This is a genomic window from Ureibacillus chungkukjangi (genome assembly GCF_044795995.1).
GTDB lineage: Bacteria > Bacillota > Bacilli > Bacillales_A > Planococcaceae > Ureibacillus > Ureibacillus chungkukjangi.
Genome location: NZ_CP085010.1, coordinates 197,783 through 213,533, shown reverse-complemented (window position 1 = coordinate 213,533; position 15,751 = coordinate 197,783). Strand labels below are relative to the sequence as shown.

The window sequence follows — 15,751 nt, the reverse complement described above, 5'->3', positions numbered from 1 at the left end:
ATTTTATGGTTTATATACCTAACCATCGTATAGTAAATGAATTTGAAGGAGAAAAACTTCTATGGAAGACAGCGTTAAAAAGGTGAAAATCGCTATTAATGGAGGAATAGGATTTGGGGCAAAACTCTATTCAAAACAACTCATGACGATTTCAAAATATATGAATGAAGATGAGGAAATTGAGTTAACCACCTTCCAACAACTCTATATAGAAATCCCTGAAGATAAAAAAGAAGAAATTATAGAAGAATTCCAACGTGTTGGATTGTCATGTTATCCAGTGGGGAACTTCGTAAAAAGCTTGAGAACCTGTAATTTTTGTAAAGGGGAACTAGAGGAAGGAATGCCGGTTGCAAAAGAGTTAAATCGCCGTATTGCCGGGAGAGCGGTGCCATTCACTCTAAGAGTTGCCTATACAGGTTGCCCTATTGGTTGCGGAGAACCTTTGTTGAGCGATATAGGAGTTATGAAAATACGAGACCATTACAATTTATATGTTGGAGGAAAAGCGAAAGGGAAGGATGCTGAGGTTGGGTTCTTGCTGGGCGAAAATCTAACACCAAGGGAATTGTATGAAACGGTAGAAAAAATTATTGATGTCTATGCCGAAATAGGTAAAAAGAGAGAGACATTTAATAAATTTATAAAACGAATAGATATAGAGAAATTACTCAGTTAGTAAAATTTTTGTATTACATTATGGGTTATTGCTTTGAGATATCTATCTAGTGTTAAGTAACAATAATGTTGTTATTCAACAAACGGGCAAGATTGTTGAATAACTTCTTAAGGGATTAGATAAAATATGGTAAAATCTAAGCACAATAATATAACCACTAGATATAGTAAAAAAAGAATTAATTTTATATAAACAAGTTATGGAGGTAGATGGAGATTTTTAAAAATTTTTGTATTTAGTGTTTTTTTGTGATACTGGGTGCTTGATTCTCTTGAAAAAATATTCTAAATTATATAATATTACCATTTTTTCAAGTGGGGTGTAGTAATATGAATATATATATTAATTTAAATCTTTCAGAACAAAAAGGTGGCACTAAATTGGCACCATGCTATTGTCTCTCCCTTGTGTTGGAATTGTTTAAAAAAAGATTGGTAAGCTACAGCTCGCCAATCTTTTGTATATTTTTTTGCATTTACATATTTTCTTCTTGTTCCTCCTCTAATGCTCTAAATCGGTTTTCCTCCATTTTACGCAACATTTGAATTTTGTCGTCATTTGCCATATTCAGATAAAGGGAAGTGATAGTTGTATCAGTGTGACCCAGTAAATCTCTTAAAACGGTAATATCTCCACCGTTTTTAACAAAGTCCACCGCAAAACTATGTCGGAGTTTATGAGGCGAAATGCCGCTACCATCAAAATAAGCTTCTGTATATTTCTTTACGATGTTCTCCATGCTACGACGGGAAAGGGGACGTGCCTCACCTTTATAAAGACTAACAAAAACAAATTCACATTCTGCTGCATTTTTATATTTTTCATCACGTATCTTCAAGTATTCTCTAAGATGGTCCATTGCGCTATCAATTACTGGAATAGTGTCTTCTTTATTTCCTTTACGATTTATAGTTATCGTTTGGCGTTTAAAGTTAATACCTCTTATAAGGAGACTTGCAGCTTCACCAACGCGAATGCCCGTTGACAAGAGAAGTGAAATCAAAGCAATATCACGACGGTAATCGCGATTAAAAGTTGTGATGGATTGTTTGAGCTCCAGCGTTTTAATGTATTCTGTTTCAATGAATTGAATAAAGCCCTCCATTTCATTTCCAGGGATAATTACTGAACTAATTTTCTCCGCTCGATTTTGTGAAGTTTCTCTTTTAATTGGTATATCTACTTTATCCATGACATTTCGCGAAATAAAAGTTTCACCTGTCTCTTCGTCCTCGGATTTTTTTGAAAGGAAAACGAATAGTGATTTGAGCGCTGATATCATTACAGCAATGGATTTAATATTTCTATTTTTAACTAGCTTATATGTTCTTTTCTTATTTTTTGATTCCTTATTAATATTTTCTTCTTTTAAACTAGCAATAAATAAATTTACCTCTGACAGTTTTAGATTTTCCAAATGTTCGAGAGTGATCTCTTTAATATCTGGTACTTGAATTATAGCTGTTTCGGGTTTACCTTCTTCTTGAGGTACTATCAGCCAGTTGAAGAAGATCTTGTAGCGATATAAGTATTGCTGAATTGTTTTAAACGATGTTTCGTTCGACTCTTTATAAAGCACGTACAATCGTATGTAGTAGGGTAATTCCTTTTGTAAATTGTTAATGGATTCCTTAATTTTTTCATCCTCAGGTGTAAGAATATTAGCCATAAATAACTCCTTCTTGAAAATATTTGGCAGGGGAGGGAATTGAACTTAGTTACTTTACTCTAACTCTTCTGGATTATTAATAAGGTACTCTGCAAATTGATAAATAAATGTACTATTTTCTGGTTTATAAATAATTTGATCGATAGGACATCCTAAAATTTGCTTTAATAATTCTCGGCTTCCTCTTTTCCACGACACTTCAATTGAATGACGTATTGCACGTTGTACTCGACTGACGGTGGTACTGTTATTTTCTGCAATTGTCGGGTATATAATCTTCGTTACGTGTTCTATAACGTCTGGGTTGGAATGTGTGATTACAATAGCTTCTAAAAGATAACGATACCCTTTTGTATGTGGCGGAATACCCAATTCCAGCATTAAATTTTTAATTCTTTTTTCTAAAGCACTTTTTGGTTTAAGTGTGGGAATTTGTTCCGTTTCCTGATTGTTATCATTATTTATCTTTTTAGGTTGTTGATTTAATTCAGCAGCTTTATAACCAGAAAAATAGGCAAATTCTGTAAGATCATGCATCAACTCTATTAAATACTCTCTATCGTTGTATTCTAATGCCTTGTCGATTCTTTCAATTGTTTTTTCAAGTTTTTGTTGTGTTTCTTTAGTTAAATTCATACTGCTAACTCCAATTCTTTGTTTAATAATATTCAGCTGTATATGAAAAGAGAGTAGAGAATCTATGCAAAGTAAATATTTTTTCAATTTATGTCCGAAATTTCTTGTCCAAAGTATTTGCAAATAGTTGAGCATATACAAAAATAGTAGGGCATCTAAAAATCAACTATCAAAATATCAAAAAAATGATAAACTTCTTCGCAAAATAGATTTTTTATGAAGAAAGGTCAAAGAAGGTCAAATGGGGAGTGTAATAGGTTGATAGCCTCAAATGACCAAAAATACTTTACTTCGATTCTTCCATTAGATTACTAACAAAGCCTGTTATATCAGATTGCAAAATAGCGTACAGAATGCCAAAAAAATAATCTTTCGATATATGTTGGAGATTCTTGTGCAAAATTAGAGACAAGAATCTCCGGACATTACGTAAAATGGACAAGAAAGTCCAAATAAAATTTTTCGTATTAGCTCTAGCTGCAATGAATCAACTAAAAAATTATATATGTCTGTACATTCTTGTCCAAAAAGTCTGCAAATTCTTTACCATATACAGAGCTCTATCAATCTTTTTATTGGAGCTTTTATCAACTTTTTTTTACTTACATGTATAAATTATACACTATATGGGCATAATAATACATTGTTTCCTAAAATTCATATTTTGCGAAATAGTATATAAGTTTAATAAACACTGTTAAATGATGTGAGTGTCATCACACAACTTAATCGTGATGCACACAACTTACCTTTGATGTGTGCAACTTAATCGTGATGCGCACAACTTAAATGAGATGTATCAGGAATAGTAAAAAAACTGGTTAGTATTCTAACCAGTTTTTTCTTATTATTAATCACTGTAGTCTAATACTCTTGATTTCCTATACATCCCATTCATCATATAAGATAAGTAAAAACTGTGAATCGCTTTTTTGAGTTGTCCAACTATTCTATATAAATTGCCCAATGTATCATAAAGAAATACTTATCCTCTTAATTGCTTTCTTTAGTAAGAATTCTGTCTACTAATAACTTAGAGTATCTTTAATGGATTAAAAAAGGATACCACAGGCTACAAGTGCAGCCAATAGTATCCTTTATGATATTGGGAAAACTGCAAGAGCAGTCAATAAAATACCATTGTGATTTATTATATTTGTTTCAAAACAATATAACAATAAGAAAGAATTTTAGGTAAGATTTCATAATAAGAATTATTCTTTAATCACACTTACCTTGTGTAGTTAAGTTACTTAGATGCTTGATTATAAATTCAGCATCAAATCCAACACCTTGTAATAGAGCTGAACCTCGGCGATGCTGCCATGGTAAACCAATAAAGTAAAGTCCTTTCACATTCGTTACACCACGATGATGAATGATTTTACCATCTGCATTAAACAACTCGTCAATTTTTAACCAAGGATAGATCGAGTGGAACCCTGTTGCCCATATAATATTTTGAACCTTTATAGTAGTTTGATCTTCAAAGGTTACTTCGTTATGTATTCCATTTATCACCCTAGGGTTTAGTGTAAGCTCTTTTCTCTTAAGTGCATCTTTCATTTCATAGCCAAATATTGGATCACCCTTTTTTTGTATTACTTTTCCTAGAAATGAATCTGTACTTACTTTAAGTATTCCCAACTTATCAAACCACCAGAAGATACTTTTCTTCTGTATGACTAAAGGCAAATAGGTTATCTTTTTACTTATTGCTAAATGTGTTTCTCTTTCCCTCGATAATTCAACAGCAATTTGAGCGCCGCTGTTACCACCACCTACTACAAGTACATTTCCTTCTTTTAACTGACTGGGATTTTTATACTGTGTAGAATGAATCTGAAAAACATCTTTTGATATATTACTTGAAAAGGATGGAATTCTTGGAGATTGAAATGCCCCAGTTGCAACTATTACTTTTTTTGATTGAATTACGCCTTGATTAGTTTGTATAACAAATAACCCTTGTTGGTGTTGTACTTTAACTACTTCAGTTTGAAACTGGATCGGAAGTTCATATTTATTTACATAGCGCTTCAAATACTGAACTATTTCATTTTTCGTCGGAAATCCTTGCATTTCACCTTCAAGTGTTAGCCCAGGTAAGGCATTATACATACGTGAGGTAAACAAAACTAAAGAATCATATCGATTCATCCAACTTTCTCCAACTTCTTTTCCTTTATCTATGATTAAAAAATTGTGTTTAATCTTTTTCAAATAAAAGGCAGTAGCAAGGCCTGCTTGTCCAGCTCCAATTACAATCGTGTCATACATAAATTTTATCTCCTTAATTTATAATAGACATGTTGTAAATTCTAGGTGTTAAGGCATAACAAATTTTTGTTCTATACTCATGATTAAAATTACTTGATAAATCTTTTTTTGCAAAATAATAAACTTCATAACAAACTACATGCTCATACATATTTAAATGAGAACAAAATAAAGTGAATTATTTTCCATCCACAATCTTTAGTCCATATTCCTTTTAAGATGTTATTCGATTATATCACCGGAATGTGGAATAAGATAATGCTATATACAAATTTTTCTGACGAAGATGTGGTAGTGTCGCCTAATAGGATAGGAAGACAACTTATCTGAATAGATTTGACAGCGCGCTAAATATTTCATTTTCTAACATAATGTATATTCCTAATCCTAAAAACACTATTGGAATTATCCATTTGCCGTATTTCTCAAGTGTTTCAGAAACATATCTGTATCTTGCGAGCCGATAGCCGATAAAACACCAGACCCCAACCATTATAAAGAAAGTAACAACTGTAATAAGCAATTGGTTGGAATTTAAAGTAGAAAAGAACGGAACATATATGCCAATATTGTCTCCACCATTAGCAAATGTGATAAAGGCTACACTTAAATAGAACTTATTAAATTTGTTTAAACTAGAAAGAATATCCCCTTCATCTTCATCTTCCCCTTTTATAAACAGTTTAACTCCTAAATAGATTGGGATTAGTCCTAGTAAACCTACCCACTGATTAGGAATGAGTGTTACACCAAATGTTGCTAAAAGACTGATTAAAACTAAAAGTGCAAAACCAAGATATTGACCAATGACTATATCTCTTGGATATATACTTTTGCCCTTCAGCTGCATGTTAACAGTTCCACCGTTACTTGCTTTAGCTTGTGTCCTAGCCTGAGAGAAGAGCAACATCAAGATAAAAATATCATCGAGATTGGTTACTATAAAAGACCCTAAAGCAGAAAGAATTGTTAAAATTAAATTCATTATTATCATCTCCTGTATATATCCATAAACAATCATCCAAACAATTTAATATTTTTTAATCTATATTAAGCTAGCTACAATCGATAATTCATCAAAAAATGTGTGAACCAACATTCCTAATAAGGAACCTAGGGTTCCGCTTTAAATTTAGAATGTCTACAGGCTTTTTCTCCGAAATAGAAATGTGGAGTAAAGAATAGCTGAAATAAAAAGATTAATACAACACCAAAAACACAGTACTCGATTGAATGAATTTCTAATGCTTCTTCTATTAGAATTCCCTCACTTAAAACCATAATCCATTCAAGTCTATTCTAGATCAGTTTTTTAAGAAAGATTACAAATCCATCCAAGACATTTGCAAAAACTGAGGTAAAACATAGAAAAAATGTCCATTAATACCCACCGTATTAATAAAAAGTTCAACCTGCACTTATGATAAGTGCAGGTTCGTCTGCATTCACATTATTGTTTTTTATTGAGCATGTGAATAGCATGCCCCATAACTCCTTCAGCTGCTTCCATAAGCGGTTCAGGTAAAGTTGGGTGTGCATGAATTGTAAGGCTGAGATCTTCTGCAGATGCCCCTAACTCAATTGCAAAAACAGCTTCAGCAATAAGAGATGATACTTCTGGTCCTACCATTTGTACCCCTAACACCCTATTAGTTTTTTTATCCGCCACAACTTGTACAAAACCATCGGCATCAGAAACAGATAATGCTCTGCCGTTAGCTTGGAATGGAAAACGACTTGAAACTGTTTCATACCCTTCTTCCTTTGCTTCTTTCTCCGTTAATCCTGTGTAAGCAACTTCCGGGTCACTAAAAATCACAAAAGGCATCGCTTGGAAATCAATCACACTTTTTTGTCCGGCAATCACTTCTGCCGCTACTTTTCCTTCGTAGCTAGCTTTATGAGCAAGGAGGTAACCACCGGCACAGTCTCCAATCGCATAAACATGCTCAACATTTGTTTGACATTTATCATTTATCTTAATAAAACCGCGTTGATCTAATTCAACACCTATATTTTCCAATCCGATTTTTCCTGTGTTCGGTTTTCTTCCAATGGAAACTAGACAATAATCCCCTTGAATTATTTCCTCCTTTCCATTAACTTGAAATTGAACATTTACCTCATCACCTGTATTTTCTCCACTCTGGACTAAAGCATTTGTTATAACCGTGATTCCAAGTTCCTTTAAATGACGTTTTACTACATTTGTAAGCATAGAATCCGTACCTGGAAGAATTGTATCTGACCCCTCAAGAATTGTTACTTTAGAACCGAATTTAGCATAAGCAGTTCCCAACTCTAAACCGATATAACCACCACCTACTACAACTAAATGTTTTGGCACTTCTTGAAGCTTTAATGCCTCAGTTGAAGAGATGATTCTTTTTTTATCAAAGGGCATACTTTTTAACTCAGTAGGTAAAGAACCTATCGCTAGGATTAAGTCTTTGTATGAAAAGATTTGTTCTTCTTGACCAATTTTGATTTTAGCAACATAGGGTTCAGTAAGATACGCTTCTCCACTAATGACTTCTACTCCATTGCCTTTCAGTAAAGTCCGAACTCCATTCGTTAGTTTATTCACTATACCGTCTTTCCATTTCACTACTTCTGGCATATCTACTGTAACTTCACCAGAAACTTTTATACCCATTGATTTAGCGTGTTTTATGTGTTTCACTTGTTCCGAAGCACTTATAAGAGCTTTTGAAGGTATACATCCACGGTTGAGGCAAACCCCTCCTAATTCTGCTTTATCCACCAAAACTACTTTTTTTCCTAACTGAGCAGCACGTATGGCAGCCACATAACCCCCTGAACCTGCACCTATAACTAACAAATCTACATCCTTATTTCCTTCAACAGTCATTTTAGTCTCCTCCTTCAATTTTATAAAAAAATTATTTTAATTAAGAGATTTATACCAAAAACTGATGTCTTACTTATACCCCATCTTTCTATTTCTAATTAGGCTGGAAGTTTAGAAGTTAGACTATTAATGAAATATATCTTTTAAAAAAGGGCTTTCCAATCTGTCTGAAAAGCCCTTTTACCATTTTTCCTTTATTCTTTTACTCTCATTAGTCGTAAACCATTTAGCGCTACCAGAAGGGTTGCGCCCATATCGGAAAGGATTGCAATCCAGAGCGTTAACCAACCTGGGATAACTAATAGCAAGGCAATAAATTTAATAGCAATTGCAAAAGTAATGTTAGATTTAATTATATTCAGAGCTTTTCGGCTAAGTTTTATAGTGAATGGAAGTTTTCTTAAATCGTCTCCCATTAGAGCTACGTCTGCCGTTTCTAGAGCTGTATCTGTACCAGCTCCACCCATTGCTATTCCAACTGTAGAAGCTGCTAACGCAGGAGCATCATTCACACCATCTCCAACCATGGCTACGTTTCCGTACTCCGACCTTAATTGTTTAATAAAGTCTAATTTGTCTTGAGGCATCAGTTCAGCTTGAATATCTGTTACTCCGACATGCTGACCGATTGCATTCGCAGTACCTTTGTTATCACCTGTGAGCATAATTGTTTTTTTGATTCCAAGTTGATGTAACTTTTGAATAATTTCCTTACTTGATTCTCGAACCTCATCAGCTACTGCAATAACTCCCAGTATTTCATTATTGGTTCCAATAATCATGGCTGTTTTACCTTGATTTTGAAGCGTAGTAACATTTTTTTCTAAGTCTTTATTGAAATCGGTAGTCAATAATTCCTTAAATAGCTTCGGGCTACCGATATAATAAGTCGTCCCGTTTACAATACCCTTTATACCCTTTCCTGTAATAGAAGAGAAGTCCTCTACGTGTATGTCAGAATAAGTAATGTCCTCTTCTTCTGCTTTTTTCATAATGGCTGAAGCAAGAGGGTGCTGAGAACGATACTCCAATGCAGTAATGATGGAAAGTAATTCTTTTTCATTTATCTGTTTGTTCAACACATTATAATCAGTTACAGCTGGGACACCTTTTGTTAATGTTCCTGTTTTGTCGAATGCAATAGCCTTTAAGGCGCCCATTTCTTCTAAATACACTCCACCTTTTACAAGGACACCTTTTTTCGCAGCATTACCAATCGCTGAAACAATAGAAATAGGAGTCGATATGACCAACGCACAAGGACAACCAACTACAAGAACAGCTAATCCTTGATAAACCCATGTTTCCCAACTGCCATCAAATAATAAAGGCGGGACTATAGCAACCAATGCTGCAATAATCATAATGATCGGTGTGTAATATTTTGCGAATTTATCAACAAATGCTTGCGAAGGAGCACGTTCTCCTTGTGCTTCTTCTACAAGATGAATAATTTTAGAAATCGTTGTATCTTCTACTAGTTTCGTTATTTTTACTTCAAGTAATCCTTCTTCATTTAAGGTACCTGCAAATACTTCATCATCAACGGTTTTTTCAACTGGGACTGATTCACCTGTAATAGCTGCTTGGTTAACGGCAGAGTATCCATTTACAACTACACCATCCATAGCAATCTTTTGACCAGGTTTTACAATCATGATATCCCCAACAGCAATATCATCGACATGAATCATTATTTCTTGTCCGTTACGTCTAACAAGTGCCTCTTTAGGAGCGATATCCATTAATGAACGAATGGATTGTCTTGCTCTATCCATAGAGAATCGTTCTAGTGCTTCACTAATTGCAAAGAGAATAACAACAATGGCAACTTCTGCCCACTCTCCAATAATAGCACCACCTATAACAGCTACTGTCATAAGGGTTTTCATGTCAAATTCAAAGCGGAATAAGTTTTGTAATCCAACTTTAAAGAGTGATAATCCTCCGACTAACATTGATGATACAAATAATAATATAGTGACAATGTTTTCATCCCCATTAACAAATGAGGAAAGGTAACCAAAGGCAACAAATAAAGCTGAATAGAGTAAAGTGCTGTGTTTTTTATAGAACGGCACTTTTTCTTCTTTGGCATCCTCTTTTAACTCTTGTGGAGCTTGACGAGCAGATTTTTCAGGAGTAACTTTAAGATTCTCGAATGCACCGGCCTTTTCTAGCTCTTCAATTGTTGCATTACCGTAAACAGCAATTTTAGACGCACCAAAATTTACTTTTGCATCCCCAACTCCAGGGAGTTGTTTTACATTATTTTCAAACTTACCTGCACAACTTGCACAGGTAAATCCTTCAACACGGTATACGTTTTTGTCCTCTGTAACCATTTGTTTAGCTTCTCTTCTTGGTTTTTCAGGGGAGACTTTAAGATTTTCAAATGCACCGGCTTTTTCTAATTCTTCAATCGTTGCATCCCCATAAACTGATATCTTAGATGCTCCAAAATTCACTTTTGCTTCCTGTACACCTGGAAGTTTTTTAACATTATTTTCAAACTTACCCGCACAACTTGCACAGGTGAACCCCTGAACACGATAAACTTTTTTTTCAGTATCTAATGCTTTTGCTTCAGACAATTTTCACAACCTCCTTCTGATGCTTAAATGCAACCTTTATTAATTGCTTTACATGATCATCATCTAATGAATAGTAGACTAACTTACCTTCTTTTCGATATTTAGCTAAACCAAGATTTTTAAGTAACCTCAAATGATGAGATGTAGTAGCATTTGTTGCACCAACAATATTTGCTACATCACAAACACACAACTCATCTTCTAAAGAGAGAGCATACGCAATTTTAATCCTAGTATCATCGGATAAAGCTTTAAAAATTTTGGCAACTTCCAAAGGATTTTGTTGGAGTAGTTCATTTTTAGCTCTTTTGACTTTTTCCTCATCTATACACGTAACTTCACATACATCATTTTTCAAATTTTCCACCTCCCCATATCAATCAAACATTCATTTGAATATTATTTTAAATAAACAAACACAAATAGTCAAATATATATTTGAATGTAATTTACATAAAAAGTATCTTTTCTTTAGTTTGGATTCATTAATTATTCCTATAACTGAAATTAATTTCATTTTTTTGTGTATACAATTAAAGGGAATATTTTGAGGATGCAGTTTTAAAACATTCAAGTTTTTCAGTGTAAAAAGCCCAATTTCTCAATTTTAATGTGAGAAATTGGGCTTTTTATAATTATTTATAGAAATCAGAAAATAGCAATATATAAAAATGTGTAACAAATTTAATCTGAAACTATTTTATTAATTCAATTACTGATTTGATACAACGAAATAAAATGAGATGTGAAATTAGATGAAGTTCAGATACATGAGAGAGTCCACTATGGTTCAAAACATAAATCGCTAGGATTAACAATTAAAAGATAGTCTTTTCTCATTAACTTCATAGCCAATAAAGAGAGTAGCGTCAAGAGTGTTAGCGTCGTAAATTCGCGTTTTCCTGATGGTACCCCTTAATTAACCAAATTTTCTTAATCCCTAATTACTGTTTAGTTTTTTTTGAATTGGAATGTCAACACTAAACTAGACAACTTTTATAAGGACTGTTGCTTAAATTCAGTTGGCGTAAGATAGCCCAGTGTTTGATGAATTCGAATGTTATTAAACCAATGCACATAATCTCGAAGTTCAAGTTCTAGCTGTTCAAGGGAAAGGAAAGTGCGTTGGTAGACGAATTCAATTTTAAAGCTTTTGTATGTCGCTTCTGCCACGGCATTATCATAAGGACATCCCTTCGTACTGAGTGAACGTTGAATACCAAATGCTGCTGTCGCCTCTGCGATTAGTTGATTATCAAATTCTGAACCTCTATCTGTGTGGAATAATTGCACATTCGTTAAGTTTCCTTTAATACTACTTAAAGCTTTATAAACAAGGGCTGCGTCTTTGTTTGGTCCAGCACTTGATCCAACGATTTCACGATTAAACAGGTCGACAAATAAGCATACATAGTGCCATTTTTTCCCGACACGTACATATGTTAAATCACTAACTATGACGGATAATTCTTTTTCTTGTTGGAATTCACGATTTAAGATATTGGCGACTTGTGCTTCGTTACTACGGTTTTTCTGGGGTTTGAAATAGGCTATGGTGTAGTTCGAGACAAGACCTAGTTGTTTCATAATGCTACTAATACGACCTCTTGAAACAATCTTATCTTGTTTTTCTAGCTCTTTCTTTATTTTACGAGTCCCATAATTATGACGGCTTTGTTTAAAGATGAGGTAGACACGTTCCTGTAAATCAGCTTCTTCGGCTTGTCTTCCATCATCTTCACACTTTCTTGTTTGATAATAGTAAGAACTTCTAGGGATGTGTAGGACGTCGCACATTGCTGATACCGAATATTTGTGAGCGTTATTACGAATCACATCTATTTTCGTCCCATGATCAGCGCCGCTTGCTTTAAAATATCATTCTCCATCATTAAGCGTTGGTTTTCTTTGCGTAATCGGATTAATTCATTTTCTTCTTCCGTACGATTATCTTTCGCAGAAAATGAACCTGTTCCCTGATGATTTTTAATCCAACGGTCTAATGCAGAAGGGGTAATCTCATACTCCCTGGCAATATCTGCACGAGATTTCCCATTTTCATAAAGCTTCACCATTTGTAATTTGAATTCGGCTGTAAAAGTTCGACGTTGACGTGACATCGGAACACACTCCTTTAGGTTAGTAGTTTCAGTGTACTAACCCTTATAATATCTGTCCAACTTAGTGTAGCCTATCCACGCAAGCTAATTGAATATTAGTAATGGAAAAGAGATGCAAAAAGTTAAACAAAAAGAGCAATGATATCTTATTGATCGGCCCCCATCATCTTTAGGCTTTTGCATTTCCTTAACCATTTGTTATTGTTTATTCAGCACTTTAGCAACTTCCGTACAGTAATATTAATATGAATAGAGTCGTTAGTCGGGCTGTTTCAAAAGGAGAAAGTCAAGTTCAAGTTGGATAAGAGTCAACCGTATCGTAAGAGCTTTAGTATCAAATGTTATTGAGAAAACAAATTCAATTAACCTTAGCGAATAATTCTGAAATTTCTCCAATTGCTTTTGAAAAAGTATTGGCAGTAAATTCGATATCGTCAACAATCATTATAGTTGAAAGATTCATTATTCCTCGTGGTGCAATTAAGATGCATTTGTTGATCATTTTTCAAGTGTAAAAAATCTTCAAAATTTCATCATATAGATTAGCAGTAGCAGCATAGCTTATCTACATACTATGTTTTTGAGGTGAAAAAATGCCAAGAGTAAAGTTTAGAGATAAGGACGTTGACTTAGTTGCAAGGATGATGAGAGCGGAAGCTGAAGGTGAAGGAAACCAGGGGATGCTATATGTTGGAAATGTTATTGTTAATCGTGCTGTAGCCGACTGCTTAGATTTTAGGGACGTAAGAACAATTGAAGACGTTATTTATCAGGTTCAAGGAGGAAATTATTCTTTCGAAGCTGTCCAAAAGGGTAATTTATTTTATAACCCTGCGAGAGATAATGAACGAAGATTAGCAAGACAAGTATTGAATTATTGGAGAGACCATCCAGCGAAGTATGCCCTTTGGTACTTCAATCCATATGCTCCATGTCCTCCTACTTGGTATAATCAACCTTTTGCTGGGCAATTCAAAAATCATTGTTACTATGAACCTGCACCTGGAACTTGTGACAGTGTTTATGTCTAGGCGCATATATTTCTAATGGGAACAACCTGTTTACCAGGTGTTCCTTTTTTACAAAAGGAAATAGATAAAGACTCAATAAATTGACAAGGCTCAAATGGGAAGTTAACAATGATAATAATAGTTAGTCGAACGAAGGAAACCTTAATTATCCGTATCCGTACAAGAGTTACAGATACGCAAGAAAAAGAGAAATCACGGTTTAATGTTTGTTAGAGAATTGCCGAAAATAAATAAAAAAGACACGTTAAAATAAACGCGCCCTTTAATAGGGAAGAGCTTCTATTTGGTGGCTTATTGAATAACTTAGACATATTCTCGTACTTAAAAATCATTAATTAATTGGCAAGCTGTCTTGATTTCTTTTTAACAAAGTTCTTTTCTACCTTGAATTACGTTTCAATCTATCCAGTTTAACTTTTTAATATATGGGTGACTTTATCAATAGCATTTTGTAGTTTTTCACTGTTTTTTGTGTAGAGCTGCTTAGCCTTCTTATCTTCAGTTGCAAGCGCAAACAATTCTAAGTCCGCTTGGCATTTTTTCATCGTTGAAAGAGTCATTGGTCTATCTTGAGGAGATGGAACTTGAAGCTTATCATCAAAAAGATCAACGGTTAATTCCCCATAAGAGTTTACTTGTCCAAGATAGACGTTTTCAACAGTAACCCCCAGTTTTTCTAGTTCTGTCTTTAACCATCCTCGACTATACCCAATGGTTGCAAGAGGCTCATCCAAAATTTTACCATCCATAATAACAGTCTGAGGTTCCTTAATTGAAGCTACTTTCATGTCTAAATCTTTTGGTGTTAATGGTTGGTTTTCTTTCTTCAGCATGACAGATAAATCCCCTGTTGGCTCTAAAACCGCAAATTCCACATCCGACACCTGGAAGACATCTTTCCTTCTAAGTAATTGCAATAATTCGTCCGCTGTAATTCTCTCTTTTTTCAAGTTATCTTCCATAACTTTTCCGTCTTTGATGAATATAGTCCCCTTACCTTCTGTAAAATCACGAAACTTTTTGCTCTTTAGAGAAATTAAACCAACTATTAAGGGTATAGCCGCAACAATTATAATAGCTATTAACCCATTAATAATCTTACCATCTAATCCCATAATACTTTCCGCTGCAATGCTTCCAATGGTTATTCCAGTAACATATTCAAAGAAAGAAAGTTGAGCTATCTGTTTTTTCCCTACCAATTTGGTCATGAAGAAAAGCACCACAACAAACAATACCGATCGAACTGCGATATCTAGCCATTCAGGCATAATATAAAAGACCTCCTCTCCTCTTTACTTAATATCCTTTATATTGATATTCTTCATTTTCCAATTCTCCGACCCTTTTTTTCAAATCTGCTACTATTTCACTTACTTCCATCATGGTTTCATGTAGAGTTCGTTTGGAGCCATTATCTTGTGTCCGTTCTGCTAAATTGGATAGGCTAGCTTCTACTCCTTTGAGACTAGCTAGACATTGTTTGACATCTGATACTACTGTCATCTTCCATCCTCCTCAACCTTTAGGTTTAAATATCAAAGCACCTATCATGCCAAAAACAATGGCAGCTGTAATACCTGCACTGGTAACTTCAAAAATCCCTGTAAGTACCCCAATTAAACCGTGTTTTTCAGCTTCTTGCATAGCTCCATGTACCAATGAATTACCGAAGCTTGTTATAGGTACAGACGCTCCTGCACCAGCAAAATCAATTAATGGTTCATATAAACCCAATCCATCTAATATTGCTCCAGCAACTACAAGGGTACTTAAGGTATGGGCGGGTGTAAGTTTAAACACATCAAACATAATTTGACCAATTACACAGATCAAACCACCAACAACAAAAGCCCAAAAAAAGATCATA

14 protein-coding genes are annotated in these 15,751 nt (G+C 34.3%); 2 read left to right on the top strand and 12 right to left on the bottom strand.

The features are described from left to right. The first annotated feature begins 61 nt into the window (after nucleotides 1–61). Complete coding sequence (locus LG296_RS20550) at nucleotides 62–679, top strand: nitrite reductase (protein ID WP_107935798.1); 618 nt, start codon at nucleotides 62–64, stop codon at nucleotides 677–679. Nucleotides 680–1,154: 475 nt separating this feature from the next. Here the strand turns inward: LG296_RS20550 and xerS are convergent, their stop codons facing one another. The 9 genes from xerS to LG296_RS20505 form a co-directional block, all read right to left on the bottom strand. Then, on the bottom strand, nucleotides 1,155–2,348 hold the full coding sequence (gene xerS / locus LG296_RS20545) for a tyrosine recombinase XerS (protein ID WP_107935796.1): 1,194 nt from the start codon (nucleotides 2,346–2,348) through the stop codon (nucleotides 1,155–1,157). Nucleotides 2,349–2,402: 54 nt separating this feature from the next. After that, complete coding sequence (locus LG296_RS20540; RefSeq protein WP_193768062.1) at nucleotides 2,403–2,984, bottom strand: sporulation initiation factor Spo0A C-terminal domain-containing protein; 582 nt, start codon at nucleotides 2,982–2,984, stop codon at nucleotides 2,403–2,405. A gap of 1,221 nt (nucleotides 2,985–4,205) precedes the next feature. Then, the gene (locus LG296_RS20535; protein WP_107935792.1) at nucleotides 4,206–5,264 is read right to left on the bottom strand and encodes an NAD(P)/FAD-dependent oxidoreductase; all 1,059 of its coding nucleotides are present in this window, start codon (nucleotides 5,262–5,264) and stop codon (nucleotides 4,206–4,208) included. A 322-nt stretch (nucleotides 5,265–5,586) separates the two neighbouring features. Continuing rightward, nucleotides 5,587–6,249, bottom strand: coding sequence for a CadD family cadmium resistance transporter (locus LG296_RS20530; protein WP_107935790.1), 663 nt, complete (start codon nucleotides 6,247–6,249; stop codon nucleotides 5,587–5,589). Between the two features lie 465 nt (nucleotides 6,250–6,714). Further along, nucleotides 6,715–8,136, bottom strand: coding sequence for a dihydrolipoyl dehydrogenase (lpdA, locus tag LG296_RS20525; protein WP_107935788.1), 1,422 nt, complete (start codon nucleotides 8,134–8,136; stop codon nucleotides 6,715–6,717). A 194-nt stretch (nucleotides 8,137–8,330) separates the two neighbouring features. After that, nucleotides 8,331–10,730, bottom strand: coding sequence for a heavy metal translocating P-type ATPase (locus LG296_RS20520; protein ID WP_107935785.1), 2,400 nt, complete (start codon nucleotides 10,728–10,730; stop codon nucleotides 8,331–8,333). Then, entirely contained in the window at nucleotides 10,723–11,088 is a 366-nt protein-coding gene (locus LG296_RS20515; RefSeq protein WP_107935783.1) for a metalloregulator ArsR/SmtB family transcription factor, read from the bottom strand. The genes LG296_RS20520 and LG296_RS20515 overlap by 8 nt, the downstream gene beginning before the upstream one ends. Before the next feature lie 638 nt (nucleotides 11,089–11,726). Further along, a protein-coding gene (locus LG296_RS20510) for an IS3 family transposase (protein ID WP_193768061.1) occupies nucleotides 11,727–12,850 on the bottom strand; the annotation gives its coding sequence in 2 pieces (ribosomal slippage) (nucleotides 11,727–12,604 and nucleotides 12,604–12,850; 1,125 coding nt in all). Nucleotides 12,851–13,208: 358 nt separating this feature from the next. Further along, a complete protein-coding gene (locus LG296_RS20505; protein ID WP_251403000.1) occupies nucleotides 13,209–13,352 on the bottom strand; it encodes a hypothetical protein in 144 nt (47 codons plus the stop codon). Between the two features lie 91 nt (nucleotides 13,353–13,443). On the opposite strand from LG296_RS20505, the gene LG296_RS20500 reads away from it, so the two are divergent. Then, nucleotides 13,444–13,881 carry a cell wall hydrolase gene (locus tag LG296_RS20500; RefSeq protein WP_107935779.1) on the top strand — a complete coding sequence of 146 codons (438 nt, stop codon included), beginning with the start codon at nucleotides 13,444–13,446 and terminating at the stop codon, nucleotides 13,879–13,881. A gap of 410 nt (nucleotides 13,882–14,291) precedes the next feature. Here the strand turns inward: LG296_RS20500 and LG296_RS20495 are convergent, their stop codons facing one another. From LG296_RS20495 to spoVAE, 3 genes are read right to left on the bottom strand one after another with little or no spacing between them, the layout of a single operon-like run. Next, nucleotides 14,292–15,152 carry a DUF421 domain-containing protein gene (locus LG296_RS20495; protein WP_107935777.1) on the bottom strand — a complete coding sequence of 287 codons (861 nt, stop codon included), beginning with the start codon at nucleotides 15,150–15,152 and terminating at the stop codon, nucleotides 14,292–14,294. A 28-nt stretch (nucleotides 15,153–15,180) separates the two neighbouring features. Continuing rightward, a complete protein-coding gene (locus tag LG296_RS20490) occupies nucleotides 15,181–15,387 on the bottom strand; it encodes a DUF1657 domain-containing protein (protein ID WP_107935775.1) in 207 nt (68 codons plus the stop codon). A gap of 12 nt (nucleotides 15,388–15,399) precedes the next feature. Next, nucleotides 15,400–15,750: a stage V sporulation protein AE gene (gene spoVAE, locus LG296_RS20485; RefSeq protein ID WP_107935773.1), complete on the bottom strand. Its 351-nt coding sequence runs from the start codon at nucleotides 15,748–15,750 to the stop codon at nucleotides 15,400–15,402. Nucleotide 15,751: the final 1 nt, after the last annotated feature.